Below are 21,753 nucleotides of genomic sequence, written 5' to 3' on the forward strand. Positions count from 1 at the left end.
CGTGTACGGAATCTACCGACTCCTCAGCGGGCTGGCGGAAAAGACGCTGGCGCGACGCTATCCGGAGAGGTTTTCGGCCGTGGCGGTGGATGCTCCGGCGGAGGTGTGGATGCACGCCGCCTCGGTGGGGGAGTCCCGTGTGGCTGCGGCTATAGTGCGCCGGCTACTGGAATTGAGGTCCCGAACCCGGGTCTTCCTCACCCTCCAGACCGAAACCGGTCTTTCCGAGGCCCGAAAGCTGCTGGCCCATCTCCAGGGGGTCCGGGTAGAATTGGCCCCGTGGGACGGGCCGTGCGTGGTGAGGGACTTCCTCGAGCGCCTGCGCCCCCGGGTGCTCGCCCTCGTCGAGACCGAACTATGGCCCAACCTTATGCGTGAGGCGGTGGGGCGAGGTGTCTCGCTGTTAATCCTGAACGGACGCCTCTCTCCGCGAAGTTTCACCCGGTACCGCTGGCTGATTCCGCTTTTCCGCCCGGTTGTGCGCGGAGTGGCTCTGGCCGGGGTGATTTCCGAGGAGGACGGGGAACGCTTTCGGATCCTCGGGGTCCCGGCGGAAAGAATAGTGGTCGGCGGAAACGCTAAACACGACCTCACCTTTGAGAGAATCGGGGAACTGGACCCCGCTCCTCTCGTAAGGAGGCTGGGCCTCGGCCCGGGCGAGAGGGTGGTGATCTTCGGGAGCATGCGAGTCGGTGAGGAGGATCTGGTACGGGAGACGGTGGCGGCGTTGCTCGGGGAAGAAGGGGTTCGGTTCGTGGTGGTTCCCCGCCATCCGCAACGAGCGCCGGACTTTTATCAAGGCCTTTCGGGGCTGGGGGCCACCGTGGCCTTTTTCCGGAGGGGGGATCCCTCACGGGCCAGGATCGTGGTGGTGGACGAGGTAGGGTCTCTTTTCGGCCTTTACGCCCTGGCGGAGGCGGCGGTGGTGGGGGGAGGCTTCGTGCCCAAAGGGGGACAGAATCCCGTGGAACCCGCCATGCTGGGCAAACCCGTGATCTTCGGACCGCACATGGAAAACTTCCTCCCGGAGGTGCGGACCCTTCTTGCCGGAAAGGGAGCCGTTCAGGTCGGTACCGCCGGGGAACTCTCCTCCGTGCTCCGCCGGTGGCTCAGGGACCCGGCGGGGGCCCGGGAGGTCGGACGCCGGGCCTTTTCCGCGGCCCGGAGACTCCGGGGGGCCTCCCGGCGCTACGCCGAAATGCTCCTCCGCTTCCTCAATGGGCCTCCTCCAGCTTGACCACCGGACAGGTCATGGTGTGCTGGATGGAGGGGATGGCCTGAAGTTTCTTCAGCACCACCTCGGAAAGCGTGTCGTGGTTCTCGGTCTCCACCTCGGCGATGATGTCGTAAGGCCCCATGATTATGTCCAGTTTTTTGACCTCCGGCATTGCCAGTAAACTTCTAGCCACCTCGGCGGTTTTACCTATCTGAGTATTTATGAGAATGTAAGCTCGAAGGGACATAAAGAACCTCCTTTGCGAGGAATTGTTTTGAATTCTACCAGAAAAAATTACCCAACAGAAGGAGAATGGCTAGACCAAGAAGAGGCGAGGCTTTCAGGAGCTGGCGAGGGGTTAAGGGTTCGAGAGGAGGAACTTTCGGGGAAGAAAAACCCCGGGCGTACATAGCCAGGAGTACCTTTTCGGTATCCTCGTAGGCGCGAAGGAAAAGAAGGGCGTAGAGACGGGCCTTAATCTCGTAGGTGCGTCGATTGGTTCCCTCTCGGAACCCTCTGGCCTGCAAGGCCAGAGAGAGGTTGCGGGCCTGGTCAAGCAGAGTGAAAAGATAACGATAGGTAAAGAGAAATAGAATCAAGAGCTTTTCCGGGACTCCCAGGGCCCTTGCAGCCCTTACCGTTTCGAAGAGCGGGGCGGTGGCAACCAAGGCCAGAAAAAAGATGAAACAGGCCAGAATCTTGCATAACACCGTTATCGCTAATGTCAAACCGGGGAGAGCGAGTGGGGCCGAGGTTGGCGTTCTGTTCCCGAAGAGGGCCAGGAAGATGGCCAGGATCAGGGCCAGTCCGGCCGGGGCCCGCAGATGCCACAATACGAAACCAAGAGGGAGCCGGGATAGGAGAAGCAAGGCCACGCTTACCCCCAGGAAAAGAAGCGCCCGGGAGAGATCCCAGGTGAGGTTTACGGCGAGGAGAAAGAGCGCCAGAGCCAGGAGTTTCAGTCGCTCGTCAAGGTTGTGGAGGGGGCTTTCTCCCCGGCCGTAGCGATCAATCTCGGGAAGATGCAAGGCGGTTGAGCCTCCTTCGGGTGTCCCAGGAGAGGATGAAACCGGCCAGTCCAAAAATGAATCCCAGTCCGGCGAGCACTCCGTTTATGGGGAAGGGCTCCCGATGAGATCTGGCGGGTGAAACAGGTGAAGGAGAGGGAGTGGTGGCTGGCGCCTGGGGTCTTGCGGAGGAGAGCCTCACTGTGCGTTCCGCTCGATGGCCTAGTTTACCCATGACCACCACATGAGCCTCCGCACACCGTGGTCGGGGCAAGAGAGCTATTCCTTTCTTATCGGTTACCGTGCTGGCCACCTTCCGGTTTCCGCAGAAAAGGAGAACCTGATCGCCCCGTGCCGGGGTGCCGTCGGGGAAATAGGCTTCCACCCTGAGGCCTGAGGGAATAATGTAGACATCCATGTCAAGGCGATGAGCCTGAGCCGGAGCAACCCAGAGAAGGGCGAGTGTCAGGGCCACCGGAAGGAGTCCGGGACTTATCCGACGAAGGGCAGCCACGGTGAGCGCGGTCACCATCCCTTCCACGGCAGCCACAGGTAGATGGGCCACCAGGGCCAGCCGGGCCACCTGATAAAAGGCTTCTCCGGAGAGGGAGAGTACAAGGGCCAGTAAAATTCCGGAAAAGAGGACAGCTCCTCCTCCCAGAATTCCGGAGAAAAAGGGGCGTATTATTCCGGGATATCTGCGCGAAAGCCAACCTACGAGAAAGGCCGGCCCGCCCATGACCAGGGTGTTCACCCCTAGTGAAAAGAGCCCCCCGAACTGAAAGAGAAGGGCCTGAAGCAGGAGGGCCACAAAGAAGGCCAGGAAGGCCAGAGGTCCAAGAAGGATCCCGGTCAGTCCGTTCAGAACGAGATGCACGCTGGTGGGACCCAGGGGAACATGAATCAAAGAGGCCATAAATACTGCGGCGGTCAGCAGCCCCAGACGGGGGATATCCTCCGGAGGGAGCCTTCTCAAACTAAGACCCAGCCCCGGGATGGTAATTGCCCATCCTCCCGCCGATACCCAGGCCGGAAGCACACCATCGGCAATATGCATGGAATTTCCTCCTTTAATTACCTAAAAGTTCGAGACCGGTGGGGGCCACTGCCTTAGCGGGAAATACATATAGCCACATCCCTGAACGGATTATCAGGGGAAAAGTACGATTGGCATAAGAGGTCCGGCCAGAGGGGAGAGAGGCATTTATGACCCACCATCCCGCCTCAGGAAAACCCACTGCAAAGAAACCGTTTTCGTCCGTAACCACCGTTTGGGTTATGAGGGGATCGTTAATGCGTCCGTAAGCGTCCACCGGAAGCTTTTCCTCCGGTACATAGAACCCGTTGAACTTTTCCACCTCAAGGACGAGTCCGGCCGCCGGTTTTCCGTTGAGAAGTACTTTTCCCCGGAAGACCTGCCCCACCCTGAGTCCGTAGGGCCGGGTAAGGGGGATGATTTCCAGCTTAAAGCCACAGCGGTTGCGCCATCCCCGTTCCACCTGAACATGGAAGGGGGTTTTCATGAAGTCCTTCCAGACCTCTCCCTCCTCCTGGTTGAGATAGGGACGGGCCTCGAGACAGAGGAGATGATCGCCCCTTTCCGTGGGAAGATAATCCACCCGGTACCCGAAACGCTTTTTACCGGAGGCGTAGTCCTTTATCTCAATGCGGGTAAAGGAAACAGTGGCCTTTTCCCCGGAAGGGGTAATTACATATCCTTTCGGAACTTTTAGATCAAACAGAATTCCTTCAAAGGGATGCCCGAAAAGCACCCGGAAGGAAATCTCCTGTCCCCTCAGCCCATAGCCCTGTCCTTTAATAGGCACGGCTATGATAAAGTGCGCCCATGCCAGAGCCGGGAACAAAATCCCTATCAAAACACAACCCAAGATCCCCTTTCGCATCATCCGACCTCCTTCTTTTCTTGTGTGCTACTAAACTACTAAAAATAGCACCAAAAGTCAAGCAAGAGATTTTCGGAATAGTCTGAGTAGTAGGGGAGTTTCAAAATACAGAATCTATTGATCATCTTTCAATCTATGGTTAATAAAAAAACATGCCGCTCGTGGCGCTGGATTGTGAGGGGCCCATCACCCTCAACGACAACGCCTTTGAGTTTGCCGAGGCCCTTATTCCCCGCGGGGGGGACTTCTTCGCCCGGGTTTCCCGTTACGACGACTATCTGGCGGATGTGGAGAGGCGCCCTGGTTATAAGGCCGGAGACACGCTGAGGCTGATCCTGCCTTTCCTCAAGGCCTTCGGGGCCACCAACCGGGGCCTCCGGGAGTTCTCCCGTCGGACCTTAAAGGTCCTCCCCCGGGCGGTGGAGACCCTGCGGGCCCTGAACCGCATGGTTCCCACCTTTATCATAAGCACCAGTTATCGTCCCTATCTCGAGGCCCTGTGCGCGGTTTCGGATTTTCCCCTGGAACGGGTCTTCTGTACGGAGGTGGACTTCCATCTGGTGAAACTCTCCCCGGCCGAGGAGAGGGAGCTCCGGAGGATGGTGGAGGAGATCCTGGCCCTTCCCCTGATAGAGATCCCCTCCGGAGCCCGGACCCTTTCCGACCTTCCTCCGGAGAGCCGGCGCGCCGTGGAGGTCATGGAAAGGATCTTCTGGGAGAGGCTTCCGGAGATGGAGTCCGGTCGGTTTTTGAGGGAGGTCAATCCCGTAGGGGGCCGGGAGAAGGCCCGGGCCCTGGAGGCGGCGCTTACCGAGGCCGGAGGGCCGCCCCTCTATGTGGGGGACAGCATTACCGATGTGGAGGCCCTGGAGCTGGCCCGCGAGAGAGGGGGCGGGGCAGTGGCCTTTAACGCCAACCGCTACGCCCTTAGAGTCGCGGAGTTCTATGTGCTTTCCGAAACCGCCGAGCCGGAAAGGTTGCTCGCCGAGGTCTTTCTCTCCGAGGGGCGGGAAGGGCTCCGTGAGTTCGTTCGCCGCGCAGGGGAGGGTTTTGAGGCGGGTGTGGTGGAGGAGGCCGGGCCGGATCTGATCCCCCGGAGCGAGGCCTTCCGCAAAGGGGTGCGCGGAGAGTCCATAGGGGCGCTGGGATGATCCCGCTCCAGGACATTCTGCCCCGCCGCCGGGTGCCCATAGTTACCTGGGGAATCATCGCCGCCAACACCCTCGTCTTCGTCCTGGAGATCCTCCTTCCGGAGGGAACCAGGGATCTCCTCCTTCACTATCTCGGTCTCGTTCCCGCCCGGATAACCGATCCGACATGGGCCCGCCTGCACGGGTTTCCCCCGGGAGCCTACCTCACCTTCCTGACCCACCTGTTTCTCCACGGGGGCTGGGTGCACTTCCTAGGCAACATGTGGACCCTCTGGATCTTCGGCGACAATGTGGAGGATCGTCTGGGACACTTTCGCTTCCTGATGTTCTACCTCCTGTGCGGAATAGCCGCGGCCCTGGTTCAGGTTTACATGCACCCCCATTCCCCCATCCCCACCATAGGGGCCTCCGGGGCCATTTCCGGGGTGCTGGGGGCCTATCTCGTCATGTTCCCCCTGGCCAGAGTGGTGGTGCTGGTGCCCGTCTTCTTCATTCCTCTTTTTTTCGAGATCCCTGCGGTGCTTTATCTGGGCTACTGGTACCTCCTTCAGGTCTTCTCCGGAACGCTTTCCCTGGCCCTTCCCGAACCGGTGGGAGGGGTGGCCTGGTGGGCGCATGTGGGAGGCTTCCTCGCCGGCGTGATTACCCACCGGCTGTTTCTCCCACGCGAGCGTTACCTGTGGCGCGACGAAGAGTTGCCCTGGGGCAATGTGGTCTCCTATCTGGATCGAATAAATCGCTGAAGAGGGGGTAAACATGAGCGGTTTTGACTTCTTCTGGTTCTTTTTCATGCTGGCGGCCCTGCAGCCCATTATCCGCCAGCGACTGCTCGAGGCCGCCCGCCAGCGCATGATCGCGAGAATTGAAAAGATGCGCGGCTCGAGGGTCATCCTCCTGGTGCATCGACAGGAAACCATGAGTCTTCTGGGGTTTCCGGTCATGCGTTTCATCGACATAAACGACTCGGAACAGGTGATACGGGCCATTCACATGACCGATCCGGAGGTCCCCATCGATCTCATTCTCCACACCCCCGGAGGGCTGGTGCTGGCGGCTCTTCAGATCGCCCGGGCGGTGAAGAAGCACCCGGCGAAGGTCACCGCCTTCGTTCCCCATTACGCCATGAGCGGGGGGACGCTTATTGCGCTTGCCGCCGACGAGATCGTCATGGACGAGCACGCGGTACTGGGGCCGGTGGACCCCCAGCTGGGGCAGTTCCCGGCGGCTTCCATCGTGCGAGCCGCCCGGGAAAAACCTCTGGAACATGTGGAGGATCAGACCCTGATCCTGGCGGACATGGCCGAAAAGGCCCTGCGGCAGATGAGGGAGAACCTGCGGGACCTCCTGTCCGGAAAGTACCCGCCGGAGAAGGTGGACGAGCTCTCGGAGCTCCTCACCCAGGGGCACTGGACCCACGACTACCCCATCACCTTTGAAGAGGCCCGCAAGATGGGGCTTCCGGTGCGCAAGGACATGCCCCACGAGATATATCAACTCATGAGTCTCTTCCCGCAACCGGTGCGTCAGGCCCCTTCCGTGGAGTTTACCCCGGTGCCGCGTCGGGCGCCCGCGGGCTCCCAGAATCAGCACTCCATTTTTTCCCTGCTGCGCCGGTGCCTTTAGATTCGGTTGACCCCGCCGGGCTTCCCGGCTAATTTGGGCGATAAGATCCCTGCCAGGAGGTGCCCATGGCCCGCAAGAAGAAAGACGAGGTCAAGGAACTGAAGGAGAAGCTGGCGCTTTCGCCTAGACCGGTCTGGGATCAGCTTTCCGAAAAGGAGAAAAAGGCCGTCGAGCGGCTTGCGGAAGACTATCGCCGGTTTCTTTCCCTGGCCAAGACCGAGCGGGAATGCGTGGAGGCTATGGTGGCCCTCCTCAGAAAACAGGGATTTACCTCCGAGCCCTCGGCCCGGTGTTATACCGTGTTCCGGGACAAGATGCTGGCGGTGATGGTGGCCGGTCAGAAACCTCCTTACTACGGTCTGCGTCTCATCGCCACCCACATCGACAGCCCCCGTCTGGACCTTAAGCTCCATCCCCTCTACGAGGATCTGGATCTCGCCTTCTTCAAGACCCATTACTACGGGGGAATAAAGAAGTACCACTGGGTGGCCCGGCCGCTGGCCCTCCACGGAGTGGTGGTCAAGCCCGACAGAAGCCGCGTCCGGGTGGTGGTGGGAGAGGACCCCGGGGATCCCGTGCTCACGGTCTGCGACCTCCTTCCTCACCTTTCCCGAAAGATTCAGGGGGACAAGAAGCTCGCCGAGGCCATTCCCGGGGAGAAGCTCAATGTGCTCGTGGGAGGGCTTCCCCTGGTGGGCGGCCCGGAGGACAAGGAGCGGATCAAGCTTTCCATCCTTAAGATCCTGCACGAGAAGTACGGTCTCACGGAGGAGGATTTCGTGAGTGCGGAACTGGAGGTGGTGCCCGCGGGACCGGCGGTGGAGGTGGGGCTCGATCGGGCCTTCATCGGGGGCTACGGTCAGGACGACCGCATCTGCGCCTTCGCGGCGCTGGCCGCGGTCCTGGAGGTAACGGATCCCCCCTATTCCACCCTGGTGGTGTTCATGGACAAGGAGGAAATAGGTTCCGACGGAAACACCGGGGCCAAGAGTCGATTCCTGGAAAAACTGATCTACGAATTCCTGAAGCTCTACGGCGTGACCCCCCAGGGGGACACCGTGCTCGAGACCTTTCTGCGCACCAGGGCCGTCTCCGGGGATGTCACCGCCGGTATGGATCCCCACTACATGGAGGTTCACGAGAAGTTGAACGACGCCCGGATGGGCTACGGGGTGGTGCTGACCAAGTACACCGGACACGGCGGGAAATACATGGCCAACGACGCCCACGCGGAATACATGGCCTGGCTGAGACGAATCTTTGCCGAGGCGAAGGTGGTGTACCAGGCCGCCTCCATGGGGAAGGTGGACGAGGGCGGCGGTGGCACCGTGGCCAAGTACCTTGCGGCCTACGGCATGGACATCGTGGACCTGGGGCCGCCGCTTCTTTCCATGCACTCCCCCTTTGAGGTGGCTCACAAGGGCGACCTTTACATGACTTACCGGGCCTACAAGGCCTTCCTTTCCGCCGGTGACTGATGAGCGAGACCATCCGGGAGGGGGATCCCATCCTGCTGTGTCTTCCCGAGGGGGGGTCCTACCTCCTTCGGGCCGAGGAACGGGTGTTTCACACCCATCGAGATCGCGTTCCCCTTTCCGGGTTCATTGGAAAACCTTACGGTAGCAGGGTGATAGGCCCCAACGGCACCCCTTTTTACGCGCTTCGGCCCACCATCCACGACTACCTCATGAAGGTGCGCCGGGCCACTCAGATCATTTACCCGAAGGACATAGGCCTGATCCTCCTCAAGCTCGATGTGGGGCCGGGGAAGGTCGTACTCGAGTGCGGCACCGGTTCCGGCGCCCTCACCACCGCTCTGGCCCACGCGGTGGGGCCGGAGGGCCGGGTGATCTCCTACGAGCGGGAGGAGCGTTTCCGGGAACTGGCCCGGGAAAACCTGCGTCGGGCCGGGCTGGCCGAAAGGGTGCTCCTCAAGGGCGAGGCCACGGAGGGATTCGAGGAGAAAGAGGCCGTGGATGCGGTCTTTCTGGATGTGCGCGAGCCCTGGGAGTTGCTCCCTGCGGCCTGGCGAGCCCTCAAGGGTGGAGCTCCTCTGGGTGTGCTGGTCCCTACGGTGAATCAGGTCTCGCGCCTGCTTGCGGCCCTTGAGGATCACCCCTTTGTGGGGCTCGAGGTCCAGGAGATCCTTCAGCGTTTCTACAAGGTTAATCCCGAACGACTGCGCCCGGAAGACCGTATGGTGGCCCACACCGGCTACCTCATCTTCGCCCGGAAGGTGCTGGAAAGGTGAGACGCGAAACTTTCCTTTATCGGAAACTCGAGGAGGCCCTAGAGCTTCTGGGGGTCCCGGACAAGACCTTTGATCTGCATCTGGTAAACGACCGAAGGATAGCCGAAATAAACTCTCGATACCTGGGGAGGTCCGGCCCCACCAATGTGATTTCCTTTTCCCTCTGGGAGAGACGGCGTCCCGCCGGGCATCCTCATCTGGGGGAGATCTTCATCTCCGTGGAGACCGCCCGGCGCGAGGCCCGGGAATACGGACTCCCGGTGAGGGACTACCTTCTGGCCCTTGCCCTTCACGGGCTGCTTCACCTCCTAGGCTACGATCACGAACGGGGACTCTACGCCCCGGCCCTTATGGCCCGAAAAGAGGCCTGGCTTCTTGAAAAATTATTGGGGGCGGGGCATAAAGCTATAGTGAACTTCGTGAAAAGGAGGGAATACATGCCGGCCAAACTTGCGGTGAATGTGGATCATGTGGCCACGGTGCGGGAGGCCCGCAAGGTCCACTATCCGGATCCGGTTCACGCGGCGGTGCTTGCCGAACTGGGAGGGGCCCACGGGATCGTGGTGCATCTGAGGGGCGATCGTCGCCACATCCAGGAGCGGGATGTGCGCCTTCTGCGGGAGATAGTCAAGACCAGGCTGATCCTGGAAATGGCCCCCACGGAGGAGATGATGGAGTTTGCCCTTTCGGTCAGGCCTGATCAGGTGACCCTGGTTCCGGAGCGCCGGATGGAGATCACCACCGAGGGGGGTATGGCGGTGAAGGGTCGGGTGAAGAGGGTGCGCACCGCGGTGGAACGGCTAAAGGAGGGGGGGATCCCCAGGGTGAGCATATTCATCAATCCGGATCCGGCGGAACTCAAGTCCGCGGCCAGGACCGGAGCAGATGTGGTAGAGCTCCACACCGGCCACTACGCGGAAGCTACCACTTACGAGGAACGGGAACGGGAGCTTGCCCGCCTTGAGGAGGCCGCCCGGGTGGCCCGGGATCTCGGCTTTGAGGTCCACGCCGGCCACGGACTTTCTTACGAGAATGTGGGGCCGGTGGCCGCTATTCCGGACATAGAGGAATTCAGTATCGGTCACGCCATTGTCGCCCGGGCCATCATGGTGGGGATGAAGGAGGCGGTACGGGAGATGCTCTCCCTTATCGAGAAGGCCCGGGGTTAGGTCTTATTGAGGGCGTTCGGCCTCCGGGAGCTTCGCCGCTTCCAGGCGTTTGAGGGCCTCCTCGAGGCTCATGATACCCTTGGCCACGGCGTAGGCCACATAGGGATAAACCCGGGGATCGTAACCCTCGGGACGGGGGAAAAGCCCCTTGGCCCGAAGCTTGGCCAGTTTCGCTCGCCTCCGGCGCCGTCTCTCGATCTCCCTCTTCCGCTCGATCTTTTTGTGTCTGGCCATGAGTTCGCCTCACCCCTTGATTTTCGTTTTCGGCCCTTTTATATAAAGGCTACCCCTGCTTCCGTCAAGAACTTATATTTAGGGTGAGCGGAGATGCGGTGTGCAAGGTTGAGGACTCTGGCTCGAGATTGGTTTTTGAAGGTGCGGGAGGATGCCCTGGCACCGGCCAGGATGATGGAGTTCATCCATCGTCACATTCGGCAGTGTGCGGTGTGTCAGGATGACCCGGATCTCCCTCAGGAAGTGGAGAAGATCCGGGAGTTCATCCGGGCTCCGGAGGTCGTTCCCACGGTTCGGGAGATCTCCGAAGAGGTCGACGAAGACAACCCTCTTGTCTAAACGGGAAATCGGTTAAAAAATATGAGTTGGATTTAGGCCCCCGTAGCTCAATCGGATAGAGCAGCGGCCTTCTAAGCCGTTGGTTGGGGGTTCGAGTCCTCCCGGGGGCACCAGGTTCTTAACAAGTTAATCCTGCGGGAGTGGCGGAATTGGTAGACGCTGCGGACTTAGGATCCGCTGGGGTTGTACCCCGTGGGGGTTCAAGTCCCCCCTCCCGCACTTTAATCTCCCATCCTGGGTAGTTTGAAAAATAGGGAGTCAAAAGTTGTTTTCGGCGAGGTAGGCCAGAAACTTGTAAACGGTTCGGGCGGCCAGGTATTCGGTGCGGGGGTCGCCGGGAAGGGGTAAAAGCTCCACCAGGTCGAATCCCAGAACCCTGGCGCGGGAGACGCGACGGAGGATTTCCATCAATTCCTCCCAGCGCAGGCCTCCGGGCTCGGGAGTGCCCACGCCGGGGGCCTCGGAGGGATCCAGGCCGTCGAGATCGATGGTCACATAGAGAGGGACCTCGTGGAGACATTCCTCGAGCCGGGAAAGAAAGGACGCAAAGTCTTTCCGGACCTCCCGGGCCCAAAAGACCCGATATCCGCGCCCCCGGCGGATGAATTCGTATTCCTCGCGACTGGCCGTACGCACCCCAACGGCCACGACCTCAAGCCCCAGTTCAAGGGCCCTCCGCATGACGCAGGCATGGCTGAAGGGGCTTCCCTGATATGTGTCCCGCAGATCGGGATGAGCGTCGATCTGAAGGATCCGGAAGGGGAAGTGTCGCTTTCTCAGGGCTCGAAGAGCGGCCAGGGTGACGGTGTGCTCTCCGCCCAGAAGGACCGGAAATTTGCCCTCAGCCAGGGCCTCCTCCACCAGTCCCTCCAGGGCTTCCAGAGCCTTGCCGGGGTCTACCGGAAGCTCCGGCTGAGGGTAAGTGTAAAACCCAAGGGTGCGGTGAGGTTCCCGTTCGGTTTCCTCGTCGAAAAACTCCAGCTGAGGACTGGCCGCAAGGATAGCCGCCGGGCCGAAACGCGTTCCCGGACGCCAGGAGGTGGTCCCATCGTAAGGGGCGGGAATAAGGGCTACCCGGGCCCGGGAACGGTCCTCGGGTAGCCCCAGAAAGGTTGCCCTCATTTAAACGGCCAGCTGATTCCTCTCCGCCCGAATGAAGCGTTCCACCGCCCGGATGGAACGCGGAAACTCGTGCCCCCGATCCAGAAGCCTTATCTCGCTCTTCTTGACCTCAAAGAGGCGGGTGATGTCCTCGATGGCCTTGTCCACATCAAAGGGCTTGCACGAGAAGATGTCCACGCTCAGGTAAAGTTTCTCCGGAAAGGTGTGGATGCTGATATGACTTTCGGCAATGATCACGAACCCGGAGATCCCCCAGTCCTCCGGCACCGGGGCATAGTACTTGAACACATAAGGCGGCATAATCTTGGTCATGTTGATCTGATCCGGATATTCGCTCAGGAAGTTGTAGATAAAGTCGAGATCCATCAACTTGTCGCGATTACAACCGTAGCCGTCCAGGATGAGGTGCTGGCCGAAGCCGTACTCAACCTTTTCCGATTCCGTGAACTTCTTTTCCATGGCCGCCCTCCTTGGTGAAATTCCTCTGCATGGGCGCCACCCCGGCGCCTGAAGCTCGTGAGGCCCCCGGCCTAAAAAATTAAGGGTAGCCACCGGACATGGCCACCCTTGGCGGCCAAAAAGATACTCGTCTTTCAGCTTTTGTCAAGGTGGGTTATACTGGTGAAACAATGAACATCCACCAGGTGCCCTTTGAGGAAATTCTCGCCGAATCCGTAAGGGTACACGGGCACCTGTGCGCCGGACAGGTGCTGGGCGTGCGCCTGGCCCTCCTGGGACTGAGACTCATCGGGATAAAAGATCCCCGGGGGGCGGATCGAAAGAAGTTTCTGGTTTTCGTGGAGATAGATCGCTGCGCCACCGACGCCATCCAGTCGGTAACCGGGGCCAGTCTGGGCAAACGCTCACTCAAGTTCTACGACTACGGCATCATGGCCGCCACCTTCCTGAATCTCGAGACCGGACGGGCCTTCCGGGTAATCGCCAGAGAAGAGGCCCGAGAACTGGCGGATCGCTACTTCCCAGAGATTGAGGATCGCTACCGGAGACAGCTCGAGGCCTACCGGGTCATGCCGGAAGAGGAACTCTTCACCGTGCAGGAGGTGGAGGTGGACCTTTCGGAGTTTGATCTTCCCGGAAGACCACGACGCCGGGTGCGGTGTGAGGTTTGCGGAATACATGTTCAGGACGGACGCGAGGTGGAACTTGAGGGACGCATCCTGTGTCGTCCCTGTGCCGGTGGAGGATATTTCCGGCTCAGGAAGCCGGGGAAGAGTTCTCCGAAAGCTTCAGAATAAGGGTAAGAAGGGTTAATTCGGCGTTGAGGTGTCGTTCCAGGCCCCGGCGCAGGTCTTCTACCACATCCATGAGGGAAAGGGACTTTTCCGCCGGAGCAGGCTCCGGAAAGAGGCGGGGGAACTCCGCGAGTCTGCGCGCCGTAAGATAGGAATACCACAGCCACAGCCGAACCAGGTAAAGGAGGTCGGGGAGATCCTCTTTCCTGGCGGATAGGGTCTCCGCCGCCCGCAGTTTTAGAGCCGGGTCCGGGTGCCTGGCCACCGTCACCAGGCGGTTCAACTCCTCGAGCAATCCTTTCTCGGAGAAGGCCAGTGCCCGCCCCAGGCTGCCCTCGGCAAGGAGGGCGAGAGCCCGGGCTTCCTCCGGCTCCTTTCCGAATCTGTCGCGGAGGATCTCCTCGATGAGTTCGGGGGGCAGCGGCCTGAAGCGCACCACCTGGGAACGGGAGACGATGGTGGGAAGCAGGCTCTCGGCGGAGACCGCGGTGAGGAGGAAGTGGGCGTAGGGAGGAGGTTCCTCCAGGGACTTGAGGAGGGCGTTGGCGGCCTCGGGGGTGAGGCGTTCCGCCTCGGGAATGAGCACCACCCGTACCGGGGCCTCCAGAGGACGAAACCGCAGAAATTCCTCGGCCTCCCGCACCTGGGCAATGCGGATGCTTTCTCCCCGGGGGCGCAACACCAGGAGATCGGGGTGAACTCCCCGTTCCAGTTTTCCGCAGGCCCGACATCCTCCACAGGCCTCCCGGAACTCGCAGAAAAGCTCCCGCACCACCGCCAGGGCGCAGGTTTCCTTGCCCGTGCCCTCGGGGCCCACCAGGAGATAGGTCTGGGCCAGGCGCCCCGTGGCCAACGCTCGCCGGAAGAGCCTAACCGCCGGAGCCTGGCCCGCAAGGTCCGAAAGACGCCGGGCCTTCATAGCGTTTCCTCTCAATCCGGGCTCCCAGGGCCCGGAGCTTCTTCTCCATCCCTTCGTAGCCCCGATCCAGGTGCTCAAGGCCGTAGATGCGGGTTATTCCCTCGGCCGAAAGGGCCGCAAGCACCAGACAGGCACTGGCCCGTAGATCCGTGGCCTCCACCTCGGCCCCCTGAAGCATCACCGGCCCCCGGATCACGGCGGTGCGCTCGTCCACCTCTATATCCGCACCCATCCGGCGCAGCTCAAAGACATGCTGGAACCTCTTTTCGAAGAGGTTTTCGGTAATGAAAGAAAGACCCTGGGCGCGGGTGAGAAGGGCCATGATCTGGGCCTGAAGATCCGTAGGAAATCCGGGGTAAGGAGCGGTGGCCAGGCGCAGGGGACGAAGTCTCCCCCCGGCCCGGGCGTGAATGCGATTCCCCTCCACCTCGATCTCGAGACCGGCCTCCCGGAGCCGGGCGATGGGAGTCTCGAGGTGGGCGGCCTCGGCCCCCACCAGGGTGATCTCCGCGGGAATCAGTCCGGGAAGCATGAGATAGGTGCCGGCCTCGATGCGATCCGGGATAATGGAAAGAGGGGCAGGGGGCGGGGAAAGCTCATTCCTTCCGTGAATGATCAGGTGATCGGTTCCCAGGCCCTCGATCCGGGCCCCCATGGCCCGAAGCATCTCTCCCAGGAAGACCACCTCCGGTTCCCGGGCCGCGTTGTGGATCTCGGTGCGTCCCCGGGCCAGCACCGCGGCCATCATGAGGTTCTCCGTGGCGGTGACCGAAGGAAAGTCGAAGACTATCTCCGCTCCGCGGAGACCTTCGTCGGCCCGGGTCAATATGTAGCCGTGCTCAAGGGTTATCCGGGCGCCCAGTCGTTCCAGACCGCGGAGGTGAAAGTCCACCGGCCGTTTGCCTATGGGGCAGCCTCCGGGCATGGCCACCCGGGCCCTTCCGAAACGGGCCACGAGCGGCCCCAGAACGAGGATGGAGGCCCGCATCCGTCGCACCAGCTCGTAGGGAGCCTCCATCCCCTCCACCGTGGAGGTGTCCACCTCGAGAACTTCCCCGCGCACCTCCACCCTGGCCCCTAGGTGGCCGAGGAGTTCCAGCATGGTGCAGAGGTCCCGGAGACGAGGCCAGTTGGTGAAACGATACCGGCCCGGGGCCAGGAGCGTGGCCGCAAGGGCCGGAAGCACCGCGTTCTTGGCCCCGCTCACCACGATCTCCCCGGAAAGCGAATAGCCTCCCTCGATTTCGAGATACTCCCTCACGGCGTCACCACCGCCACCCGGAATGTTCCGGAAAGATCCGGCACGAAACGCACCGCAAACCCTCTCTCCTCACAGAGTTCCCGTACCCTGTCCTTCTGATTATATCCGATTTCGAGGAAAATCTTTCCCCCCGGCTGAAGGAAAGGCGGTCCCTCGACGAGGGTGCGCCGGATGAAGACGAGCCCCTCCGGCCCTCCCCACAGGGCCTCCCGGGGTTCGTGATCCCGCACCTCGGCGGGGAGCTCCGCCCATTCCTCTTCGGCCACATAGGGAGGGTTCGTCACCAGGGCGGCGAATCGCCGTCGCGGGGCCAGGGGAGAGAGCCAGTCCCCCCGCACGAGGAAGGTCCTTTCCGCAAGGCCCAGGTCCTCGGCGTTCCTGCGGGTCAGCCTAAGGGCAAGCGGGCTAACATCCACCCCCACCCCCCACCGGGAGGAGTCTTCGGCCAGAAGGGTGAGGAGCACCACTCCGGATCCCACCCCTAGCTCCAGGAGCGGCCCCGGGGGGAGGTCCTCGGCGAGTACGGTCTCCACCAGGACCTCCGTCTCCGGACGGGGGATGAGCACTCCGGGCTCCACCCGGAAGACCCTTCCGTAAAACTCCACCTGCCCCAGGATGTAGGCCAGGGGCACGCCCCGCATCCTCTTCGCCAGGGCCTTTCGGAACCTCTCCTCCGGGATCTCTCTCTCAAGAGAAAGATACACATCGAGGGGCCGCACCCCGAGGATGTGCCCCAGGATCATGCGGACCTCCCGGAGGGCCTCCTCGGCAGACCAGCCCGCCGCCTCAAGTAAGGCCCTGCCCTCCCTCAGGGCCTCGGTCACCCGCATTAAAAACCTTTGGGACGCAGACGGTTCAGAACGATCTCAAAGGTCTCGTTTTCCGTGCGAAGACGACGCAGGCTGGTGGCCACCTCGTACTCGTGTTCGGCCCGTTTGAGGAAGGGGACCAGCACCCGGGCCCGTTCCCGGTCGTGGGCCAGGTAGATCTCCCCCCCGGGGAGCAGATACCGCCGGAAGATGTCCAGCAGGGGCTGAAAGAGACGGCCGGCGTAAACCACCTCCGCCCCGACAATGACCTCGAACTCTCCCAGGTCGTGGGGATTGAGCCAGTCCAGGCGGGCCACCCGGACGGAAAGACCGTTGGCCTCGGCGGAACGGCGGGCCAGTTCAAGGGGGGTGTCCTCGTAGTCGGTGAGGGTGACCTCGTGGCCGAAGGCCGCGGCGGTTAGGCCCGGCACCCCCAGACCGGCCCCGATCTCTAGGATCTTCCTGGGAGGCTCGAGGGTGGCCACGAAATCGGCGAGCACTATGGCCGCCTCCCAGAGCTTGGCCCAGAAGGGGAATCGGGATACCTGGGAGGCCTCCCCCTCCAAAAAGGGCTCCAGGCTGGCCGGACGAAAAACCGTAAGTTCCTTCCCCCTGATCTTTAAGGTTTCTTTTTCCAAGGGACAATTCTTCATCCTTCCGGTCTCCTGGTTAATTTCACCTTAATATACCGAATCCGCCCCGATCTCCAAACCTTGAGCCGGAGGACCTCTCCCGGTTCCTTCGAAAGGATCAGGGAAAATAGATCCTCAGGGCTCGAGAGAGAAAGATCGTCTGCGGCAAGGATCAAGTCCCCATCCAGGGGATAGAGAACATTTCCTATAGCTTTTAGTCTTTTCCCGGCTCGCAGTTTCACCGCATCCGCCGGACTTCCGGGATATACCCGAATTACCAGAAGTCCCTTTTCCACCGGGAACCCCGCGGCCCGGGCTACCACCGGGGAAAGGGGAACGGTTTCCACCCCCAGCCAGGGCCATTCCACCCTTCCCTTTTTGAGGAATTGCCGGAAGGCTCGTTCAATTATCCAGGAGGCCTCGGCCAGCTGAAACTCTGTTCCTCCCGCCCCCTTCACATGAAATCCGCACAAACGGCCATCCGGAAGGAAAAGAGGGCCGGAGCGATCCCCGGTAAGGACGGTCTCCAGGAGATCCGCCCGAAGGTATCCCCGCACCCGCCGCAGGGCCGGGGCCCTGATCACCCAGCCCGGATACACGGCCGGTTTAAAGGTCCTCGTGATCAGGAGGACCTGCGTGCCCGGCGAGGGCCAGTCCCTGAGGATGCGCAGGCGCTCCCGTTCTCGAACCTGGGCGGAAAGCTCCAGGAAGGCGAGATCCGTAAAACGATCGTAGGCCTTCAGTCGGGCGGCGAGAGTGGTTCCATCGGGAAGGAGGGCTTCAATAAAAACGGCCTGCTTGACCTCGGGATAGGCCGCCAGCACATAGCGTCCCCCGGGAAGGAGAAGCCCCGTGGTAATTCCCCGTGGTCTTTCCTGGAAGAGCCGCTCCGGGGGGCCCTGCGCGGTGATGAGGGTCACCACCCGGGAGAAGGGAGGAGCCGCAAGGGAAGGGGTGGGCCAGAGAAGAAGGATGAGGGCACCCAGGGCCACCCGGTACACCACGAAGGGGTAAAGGGAACGGGTCCTGAGGAACCGGAGCAGAAAGGAGATGGCCAGCCATCCGGAGAGGAAGGCCGAAAAGGCCCCCAGGAACATAATTTTCGGTGGCAGTCCCTCGGCCAGCGCCTTCACCCCTTCCAGAATCCCGGCCCCGGCGATGATGGGAGCGGAAAGGAGGAAGGAAAACCGGGCTGCTTCGGCGCGGGTGAGTCCCAGGAGAAGCCCGGCGGCGATGGTGATCCCGCTTCGGGAGGTCCCCGGGATGAGGGCCAGGGCCTGGGCGAGACCTACCATAAGCGCTCCGCCGAAGCCCAGAGAACGCCAGTCCTTCTCCCGGCGCCCCAGTATCTCCCCCAGCACCAGAGGTAAACTCATCATCACCAGCACCAGGGCCACCACCCCGGGGCGACGAAAGTAATTCTCTACGGACCCTTCCAGCACCACTCCGGCCACCGCCCCGGGAAGGGTAGCCAGGACGAGCATGAGAAGTAGTCGCCGCCCCTCCCCGGGACGAAAAATTCCCGAAAGGATCTCCCTCCATTCCTTTCGAAAGTAAAGAAGAACGGCCATCAGGGTACCCAGGTGGATAAAGGCGTCAAAGGAAAGCTTTCCTTGAATCTTCAGAAATTTTTCCACCAGAATCAGATGTCCGGAACTGGAAACCGGCAAAAACTCGGTAAGTCCCTGTACCACGCCGAGAAGTACGGCCGACCAGTCCTCCACTTTAAAACAACCTCTTCTTTATGAAGTAAAGGGTAAGCAGGATGGAGACGGCAAAGGAGATGCTCATGATGATCCAGAAGGCGTGGGGATTGTCCTGGAGCGGAAGCCGGATGTTCATCCCGTAGATACTGGAGATCATGGTGGGAAGGGCCAGGACGATGGCCAGGGCGGTGAGGAACTTCATCACGATGTTCAGGTTGTTTCCGATAATGGAGGCGTAGGCGTCCATGGTGCCGCTCAGGATGTCGGAGTAAATTTTGGCCATCTCGATGGCCTGACGGTTTTCGATCTGTATGTCCTCCAGCACCTCCAGATCCTCGTCGGAGAGCCTGACATACCGACCGGACTGGATGCGGGTGAGCACCACATCGTTTCCGCGAAGGGCGGTGTTGAAGTAGACCAGGCTTTTTTCCAGACTCAGGATCTTGAGGAGTTCCCGGTTGCGGAAGGAACGGTGCAGCTCCCTCTCGTAGTCCTCGATGAGGCGATCTATGAGCCGGAGGTAGCGCAGGTAGAGATTGGCCACGCAGTAAAAGACCAGGAAGAGAAAAGAAACGGGATGTTCCAGGTCCACCTTTATGAAACGACCGGATTGGGCCAGGACCTCCTCGAAAAGCAGATTTTCCTTGAGACAGACGGTGACCACCACCTCCTCGGTGATGACGATCCCCAGGGGGACGGTTTCGTATCGAATGATGTCTCCCTCGTGGCGGGGATCGGGTATGTGGAAGATGATGAGGAGCTGTTTGCCCTCCACCTCGATGCGGGGGCGCTCCTCCTCGTCCAGAGGGTACTTCAGGAAATCCGGAAGGATCCCGAACCGGGTTTCCACGAAACGGAGTTCCTCCTCCGAGGGCGCGGTGAGGGAGACCCAGGTTCCGGGCCCGGGACGCTCCGCCGGTACCAAAAATCCGTTTTCCGAGGCATAAAGCTTGAGCATGGCTCCTTTACTTTAGCACTTTTTGCCGGAGAAACCAGCCTATTCCAGGTTCTGCACCTGTTCCCGTAGCTTTTCGATGAGGGCCTTAACCTCAACGGCCAGTCTGGAGATCTCCGCGGAGGCCGCCTTGTTGGAAAGGGTGTTGATCTCCCTGAACATCTCCTGGCAGAGAAAGTCCAGTTTGCGGCCGTGGGGTCCGGGAGACTCCATGACCTCCTCGAAGTGTCTTCGATGGCTGCGCAGGCGATCCAGCTCTTCGGTAAAGTCCAGCCGGTCGGCCAGGATGGCGGCCTCCTGGTGAAGACGCACGGGATCGAGTCCTCTTTCGGCAAGAAGCTTCGAAAGTCTATCCTCCAGGCGGCGCAGGGCCTCGGACAGGTGTCCCTCCTTGAGCGAGGCGATCCGATCCAGAAGCACATCCAGTTCCCTCAGGTGAGCGTAAAGGACCTCCCGGAGGTATTCCCCCTCGCGCCGTCTCATCCGGGAGAGTTGCTCCAGGGCCTCGAAAAACGGCGGTGAAAGTTCGGTCCACAGGGCCTCCACCTCCGGAGTTTCCTCGGCCAGAACGAAGATCTCCTTGAGACGGAGAAGATCCGAAACGGAGAGTTCCCCCGAAAGCCCCCACTCCGCGGAAAGGGAGCGCAGGTGGGCCAGATACTGGGAAAGCAGGCTCCGGTCCACGAAGACCCGGGCCGTGGCCGGCGGCGTGCCCACCAGGCGCACCTGAACCTCGAAACGCCCCCGGTGAAAACGGGCCTGGATCTCCCGCCTCAGGCGTTCCTCCAGCACCTGATAGCGCCGGGGAAGCCGGCATACGATCTCCATGAAACGGTGATTAAGGGACTTGACCTCCACCTGGAGCCCGAAACCCTCCCCCTGAAACTCTCCCCTTCCGAAACCGGTCATGCTCTCCATGGTCCACCTCCGGGCCTTCTATTTACTCCCTAATCGTGTTAAATAAAAGGTCATGCCGTATCTTTCCGGTCTTCGACACCTGCGGGAAACACGTCCGGATCCCACCAGACTCATCGAGGAAAAGATGGTTCTTGCCGAGGACCTTTACCGACTGTGGGGGGAAAGCCTCCTGCGGGATCCGGAGGTTTCCCCTCTTCTCGAGGCTTACCGGGGGGCGGTGGCCCGTTCCAATCGGGCCATGGAGGAGGCCGGTACCTTCCGGGAATGTTATGTCTGCACCGTGGAGGACGGTCAGGGGTGCTGCAAGATCGGCCTTGAGAACGAATGCACGGTGCTCATCCTGCTCCTGAACCGTTTGCTGGGGGTAACCTTTCCCGAGGCGAGGGAGGTGCCCGGGCGCTGCTTTTTCGTGGGACCTCTGGGGTGCAAGATCCTGGCCCGGCCCATGCTGTGCCGGGATTACTTTTGTCGCCGCCATTATTCCAGGATTCCCGAAAAGATCATGGCCGGGGTGACCGCGGTGCTGAACGAGGAGCTGACCCTGCTTTACCGGATTACCTCTCTCCTCCGGGCCCGGCTGGAATTCTGGACCGGAGACTTTCTGCAGGAACTCGACCTTACCGGTTACACTTAAGTTTCGGGAGGGCGATCATGAAGAAGATACTCTTTTTGGGAGTTTTTTTATGGCTTGCGGTTTCCTGTGCCCCCAAGCCCAAGGAGGTGCCGGTGGGGCCGCTTCCCTCTCCGCAGGTCTCGGGGGAGGAAGTCCAGCCTCCGGCCTCCCCTCCCCCGGCAAAGGGAGATGAAAAGCGGACCCGGGCCGTGGCTCCGCCCCCGTCCTTTAAGGAGGAGACTCTGGCCGCCGCGGAGGCCCGGGCCGCCTCCATGCCCCTGGAGGAACGCTGGAAGCTCTACGGACGCAGCACCCCTCCCCTCAAGGCCATCTTCTTCGACTTCGACGACTATCGCATTCGCCGGGACATGCTCCCCCGTCTCCGGGAAGACGCCCGCTTTCTCCTGGAACATCCGGAATACCGGGTGGAACTTCAGGGGAACTGTGACGAACGCGGGGACAGGGACTACAACCTGGCCCTGGGGGAAAAGAGGGCCCTCGAGGTGCGCCGTTTCCTGATCAACCTGGGGGTTTCGCCGGAGCGTCTTTCCACGGTAAGCTTCGGGGAGGAACGCCCCCTGGCCCCGGGGCACGACGAGGCCTCCTGGGCCATCAATCGGCGGGTGGATCTGGTCATCGTAAACAAGAATCCCTGAAAAAAGGAGGTAAGA

At 61.0% G+C, this 21,753-nt stretch carries 25 protein-coding genes and 2 tRNA genes; 13 read left to right on the forward strand and 14 right to left on the reverse strand.

Annotated features, from left to right (window positions below):
* Position 1 precedes the first annotated feature (1 nt).
* Positions 2-1,237, forward strand: coding sequence for a 3-deoxy-D-manno-octulosonic acid transferase (locus tag K3767_RS09635; RefSeq protein WP_221173369.1), 1,236 nt, complete (start codon positions 2-4; stop codon positions 1,235-1,237).
* Here K3767_RS09635 and K3767_RS09640 read toward each other — a convergent pair.
* Genes K3767_RS09640 through K3767_RS09655 form a run of 4 tightly spaced genes read right to left on the reverse strand, consistent with a single transcriptional unit; the run spans position 1,215 to position 4,127 of the window.
* Complete coding sequence (locus K3767_RS09640; RefSeq protein ID WP_221173370.1) at positions 1,215-1,463, reverse strand: Lrp/AsnC family transcriptional regulator; 249 nt, start codon at positions 1,461-1,463, stop codon at positions 1,215-1,217. The two genes, K3767_RS09635 and K3767_RS09640, sit on opposite strands and share 23 nt — an antisense overlap.
* A 34-nt stretch (positions 1,464-1,497) precedes the next feature.
* Positions 1,498-2,244: an energy-coupling factor transporter transmembrane protein EcfT gene (locus tag K3767_RS09645; protein WP_221173371.1), complete on the reverse strand. Its 747-nt coding sequence runs from the start codon at positions 2,242-2,244 to the stop codon at positions 1,498-1,500.
* Positions 2,225-3,280 carry a cobalt transporter CbiM gene (gene cbiM / locus K3767_RS09650; RefSeq protein WP_221173372.1) on the reverse strand — a complete coding sequence of 352 codons (1,056 nt, stop codon included), beginning with the start codon at positions 3,278-3,280 and terminating at the stop codon, positions 2,225-2,227. Before cbiM ends, K3767_RS09645 begins: the two co-directional genes overlap by 20 nt.
* Before the next feature lie 13 nt (positions 3,281-3,293).
* A complete protein-coding gene (locus K3767_RS09655) occupies positions 3,294-4,127 on the reverse strand; it encodes a DUF4198 domain-containing protein (RefSeq protein ID WP_221173373.1) in 834 nt (277 codons plus the stop codon).
* 152 nt (positions 4,128-4,279) lie between these two features.
* Here K3767_RS09655 and K3767_RS09660 point away from each other — a divergent pair, with 152 nt between their 5' ends.
* From K3767_RS09660 to K3767_RS09685, 6 genes are all read left to right on the forward strand, one after another.
* The gene (locus tag K3767_RS09660) at positions 4,280-5,278 is read left to right on the forward strand and encodes a hypothetical protein (protein ID WP_221173374.1); all 999 of its coding nucleotides are present in this window, start codon (positions 4,280-4,282) and stop codon (positions 5,276-5,278) included.
* Entirely contained in the window at positions 5,275-6,021 is a 747-nt protein-coding gene (locus tag K3767_RS09665; protein WP_221173375.1) for a rhomboid family intramembrane serine protease, read from the forward strand. The genes K3767_RS09660 and K3767_RS09665 overlap by 4 nt, the downstream gene beginning before the upstream one ends.
* Positions 6,022-6,034: 13 nt before the next feature.
* Positions 6,035-6,901 carry an ATP-dependent Clp protease proteolytic subunit gene (locus tag K3767_RS09670; RefSeq protein WP_221173376.1) on the forward strand — a complete coding sequence of 289 codons (867 nt, stop codon included), beginning with the start codon at positions 6,035-6,037 and terminating at the stop codon, positions 6,899-6,901.
* 65 nt (positions 6,902-6,966) lie between these two features.
* On the forward strand, positions 6,967-8,379 hold the full coding sequence (locus K3767_RS09675) for an aminopeptidase (protein WP_221173377.1): 1,413 nt from the start codon (positions 6,967-6,969) through the stop codon (positions 8,377-8,379).
* Positions 8,379-9,152 carry a tRNA (adenine-N1)-methyltransferase gene (locus K3767_RS09680; protein WP_221173378.1) on the forward strand — a complete coding sequence of 258 codons (774 nt, stop codon included), beginning with the start codon at positions 8,379-8,381 and terminating at the stop codon, positions 9,150-9,152. The genes K3767_RS09675 and K3767_RS09680 overlap by 1 nt, the downstream gene beginning before the upstream one ends.
* Positions 9,149-10,321, forward strand: coding sequence for a pyridoxine 5'-phosphate synthase (locus tag K3767_RS09685; protein WP_221173379.1), 1,173 nt, complete (start codon positions 9,149-9,151; stop codon positions 10,319-10,321). Before K3767_RS09680 ends, K3767_RS09685 begins: the two co-directional genes overlap by 4 nt.
* Before the next feature lie 3 nt (positions 10,322-10,324).
* Here the strand turns inward: K3767_RS09685 and K3767_RS09690 are convergent, their stop codons facing one another.
* On the reverse strand, positions 10,325-10,555 hold the full coding sequence (locus tag K3767_RS09690) for a hypothetical protein (protein WP_221173380.1): 231 nt from the start codon (positions 10,553-10,555) through the stop codon (positions 10,325-10,327).
* 93 nt (positions 10,556-10,648) lie between these two features.
* Here K3767_RS09690 and K3767_RS09695 point away from each other — a divergent pair, with 93 nt between their 5' ends.
* From K3767_RS09695 to K3767_RS09705, 3 genes are all read left to right on the forward strand, one after another.
* Positions 10,649-10,894 (forward strand): hypothetical protein, encoded by a 246-nt coding sequence (locus tag K3767_RS09695; RefSeq protein WP_221173381.1) that lies wholly within the window; start codon positions 10,649-10,651, stop codon positions 10,892-10,894.
* A gap of 36 nt (positions 10,895-10,930) precedes the next feature.
* Positions 10,931-11,007, forward strand: a tRNA-Arg gene (locus K3767_RS09700).
* A 21-nt stretch (positions 11,008-11,028) separates the two neighbouring features.
* Positions 11,029-11,113, forward strand: a tRNA-Leu gene (locus K3767_RS09705).
* Positions 11,114-11,152: 39 nt separating this feature from the next.
* On the opposite strand, the gene speB is transcribed toward K3767_RS09705, so the two are convergent.
* Both speB and speD read right to left on the reverse strand, forming a co-directional pair.
* A complete protein-coding gene (speB, locus tag K3767_RS09710; protein WP_221173382.1) occupies positions 11,153-12,016 on the reverse strand; it encodes an agmatinase in 864 nt (287 codons plus the stop codon).
* Positions 12,017-12,475: an adenosylmethionine decarboxylase gene (speD, locus tag K3767_RS09715; protein WP_221173383.1), complete on the reverse strand. Its 459-nt coding sequence runs from the start codon at positions 12,473-12,475 to the stop codon at positions 12,017-12,019.
* Positions 12,476-12,645: 170 nt separating this feature from the next.
* Between speD and K3767_RS09720 the strand changes: the two genes are divergently transcribed.
* Positions 12,646-13,272: an FmdE family protein gene (locus K3767_RS09720; protein ID WP_221173384.1), complete on the forward strand. Its 627-nt coding sequence runs from the start codon at positions 12,646-12,648 to the stop codon at positions 13,270-13,272.
* On the opposite strand, the gene holB is transcribed toward K3767_RS09720, so the two are convergent.
* Genes holB through K3767_RS09755 form a run of 7 tightly spaced genes read right to left on the reverse strand, consistent with a single transcriptional unit; the run spans position 13,232 to position 20,469 of the window.
* Positions 13,232-14,188 (reverse strand): DNA polymerase III subunit delta', encoded by a 957-nt coding sequence (gene holB / locus K3767_RS09725; RefSeq protein ID WP_221173385.1) that lies wholly within the window; start codon positions 14,186-14,188, stop codon positions 13,232-13,234. The two genes, K3767_RS09720 and holB, sit on opposite strands and share 41 nt — an antisense overlap.
* Positions 14,139-15,449, reverse strand: coding sequence for a UDP-N-acetylglucosamine 1-carboxyvinyltransferase (murA, locus tag K3767_RS09730; protein WP_221173386.1), 1,311 nt, complete (start codon positions 15,447-15,449; stop codon positions 14,139-14,141). The genes holB and murA overlap by 50 nt, the downstream gene beginning before the upstream one ends.
* Complete coding sequence (gene prmC, locus K3767_RS09735; RefSeq protein ID WP_221173387.1) at positions 15,446-16,279, reverse strand: peptide chain release factor N(5)-glutamine methyltransferase; 834 nt, start codon at positions 16,277-16,279, stop codon at positions 15,446-15,448. Before prmC ends, murA begins: the two co-directional genes overlap by 4 nt.
* Positions 16,279-16,911, reverse strand: coding sequence for a methyltransferase (locus K3767_RS09740; RefSeq protein ID WP_221173388.1), 633 nt, complete (start codon positions 16,909-16,911; stop codon positions 16,279-16,281). The genes prmC and K3767_RS09740 overlap by 1 nt, the downstream gene beginning before the upstream one ends.
* Positions 16,908-18,614 (reverse strand): undecaprenyl-diphosphate phosphatase, encoded by a 1,707-nt coding sequence (locus tag K3767_RS09745; protein WP_221173389.1) that lies wholly within the window; start codon positions 18,612-18,614, stop codon positions 16,908-16,910. The genes K3767_RS09740 and K3767_RS09745 overlap by 4 nt, the downstream gene beginning before the upstream one ends.
* A 1-nt stretch (position 18,615) precedes the next feature.
* On the reverse strand, positions 18,616-19,554 hold the full coding sequence (locus tag K3767_RS09750) for a magnesium transporter CorA family protein (protein ID WP_221173390.1): 939 nt from the start codon (positions 19,552-19,554) through the stop codon (positions 18,616-18,618).
* A 39-nt stretch (positions 19,555-19,593) separates the two neighbouring features.
* Positions 19,594-20,469, reverse strand: a complete 876-nt coding sequence (locus tag K3767_RS09755) for a YicC/YloC family endoribonuclease (RefSeq protein WP_221173391.1) — start codon at positions 20,467-20,469, stop codon at positions 19,594-19,596.
* A gap of 52 nt (positions 20,470-20,521) precedes the next feature.
* Here K3767_RS09755 and K3767_RS09760 point away from each other — a divergent pair, with 52 nt between their 5' ends.
* The gene (locus tag K3767_RS09760) at positions 20,522-21,103 is read left to right on the forward strand and encodes a hypothetical protein (RefSeq protein WP_221173392.1); all 582 of its coding nucleotides are present in this window, start codon (positions 20,522-20,524) and stop codon (positions 21,101-21,103) included.
* A 17-nt stretch (positions 21,104-21,120) separates the two neighbouring features.
* On the forward strand, positions 21,121-21,738 hold the full coding sequence (locus K3767_RS09765) for an OmpA family protein (RefSeq protein ID WP_221173393.1): 618 nt from the start codon (positions 21,121-21,123) through the stop codon (positions 21,736-21,738).
* The last annotated feature ends 15 nt before the right edge of the window (positions 21,739-21,753 follow it).

The organism is Thermosulfurimonas sp. F29 (genome assembly GCF_019688735.1).
GTDB lineage: Bacteria > Desulfobacterota > Thermodesulfobacteria > Thermodesulfobacteriales > Thermodesulfobacteriaceae > Thermosulfurimonas_A.

Bases quoted from the DNA above. Each gene is read 5' to 3' on its own strand.
- speB (WP_221173382.1), bottom strand. From the start codon at position 12,016: ATGAGGGCAACCTTTCTGGGGCTACCCGAGGACCGTTCCCGGGCCCGG.
- K3767_RS09690 (WP_221173380.1), bottom strand. From the start codon at position 10,555: ATGGCCAGACACAAAAAGATCGAGCGGAAGAGGGAGATCGAGAGACGG.
- K3767_RS09640 (WP_221173370.1), bottom strand. From the start codon at position 1,463: ATGTCCCTTCGAGCTTACATTCTCATAAATACTCAGATAGGTAAAACC.
- K3767_RS09665 (WP_221173375.1), top strand. From the start codon at position 5,275: ATGATCCCGCTCCAGGACATTCTGCCCCGCCGCCGGGTGCCCATAGTT.
- K3767_RS09695 (WP_221173381.1), top strand. From the start codon at position 10,649: ATGCGGTGTGCAAGGTTGAGGACTCTGGCTCGAGATTGGTTTTTGAAG.
- K3767_RS09660 (WP_221173374.1), top strand. From the start codon at position 4,280: ATGCCGCTCGTGGCGCTGGATTGTGAGGGGCCCATCACCCTCAACGAC.
- K3767_RS09755 (WP_221173391.1), bottom strand. From the start codon at position 20,469: ATGGAGAGCATGACCGGTTTCGGAAGGGGAGAGTTTCAGGGGGAGGGT.
- K3767_RS09655 (WP_221173373.1), bottom strand. From the start codon at position 4,127: ATGCGAAAGGGGATCTTGGGTTGTGTTTTGATAGGGATTTTGTTCCCG.
- holB (WP_221173385.1), bottom strand. From the start codon at position 14,188: ATGAAGGCCCGGCGTCTTTCGGACCTTGCGGGCCAGGCTCCGGCGGTT.
- K3767_RS09720 (WP_221173384.1), top strand. From the start codon at position 12,646: ATGAACATCCACCAGGTGCCCTTTGAGGAAATTCTCGCCGAATCCGTA.
- K3767_RS09765 (WP_221173393.1), top strand. From the start codon at position 21,121: ATGAAGAAGATACTCTTTTTGGGAGTTTTTTTATGGCTTGCGGTTTCC.
- speD (WP_221173383.1), bottom strand. From the start codon at position 12,475: ATGGAAAAGAAGTTCACGGAATCGGAAAAGGTTGAGTACGGCTTCGGC.
- K3767_RS09670 (WP_221173376.1), top strand. From the start codon at position 6,035: ATGAGCGGTTTTGACTTCTTCTGGTTCTTTTTCATGCTGGCGGCCCTG.
- K3767_RS09675 (WP_221173377.1), top strand. From the start codon at position 6,967: ATGGCCCGCAAGAAGAAAGACGAGGTCAAGGAACTGAAGGAGAAGCTG.
- K3767_RS09760 (WP_221173392.1), top strand. From the start codon at position 20,522: ATGCCGTATCTTTCCGGTCTTCGACACCTGCGGGAAACACGTCCGGAT.
- cbiM (WP_221173372.1), bottom strand. From the start codon at position 3,280: ATGCATATTGCCGATGGTGTGCTTCCGGCCTGGGTATCGGCGGGAGGA.
- K3767_RS09750 (WP_221173390.1), bottom strand. From the start codon at position 19,554: ATGCTCAAGCTTTATGCCTCGGAAAACGGATTTTTGGTACCGGCGGAG.
- K3767_RS09740 (WP_221173388.1), bottom strand. From the start codon at position 16,911: ATGAAGAATTGTCCCTTGGAAAAAGAAACCTTAAAGATCAGGGGGAAG.
- prmC (WP_221173387.1), bottom strand. From the start codon at position 16,279: ATGCGGGTGACCGAGGCCCTGAGGGAGGGCAGGGCCTTACTTGAGGCG.
- K3767_RS09680 (WP_221173378.1), top strand. From the start codon at position 8,379: ATGAGCGAGACCATCCGGGAGGGGGATCCCATCCTGCTGTGTCTTCCC.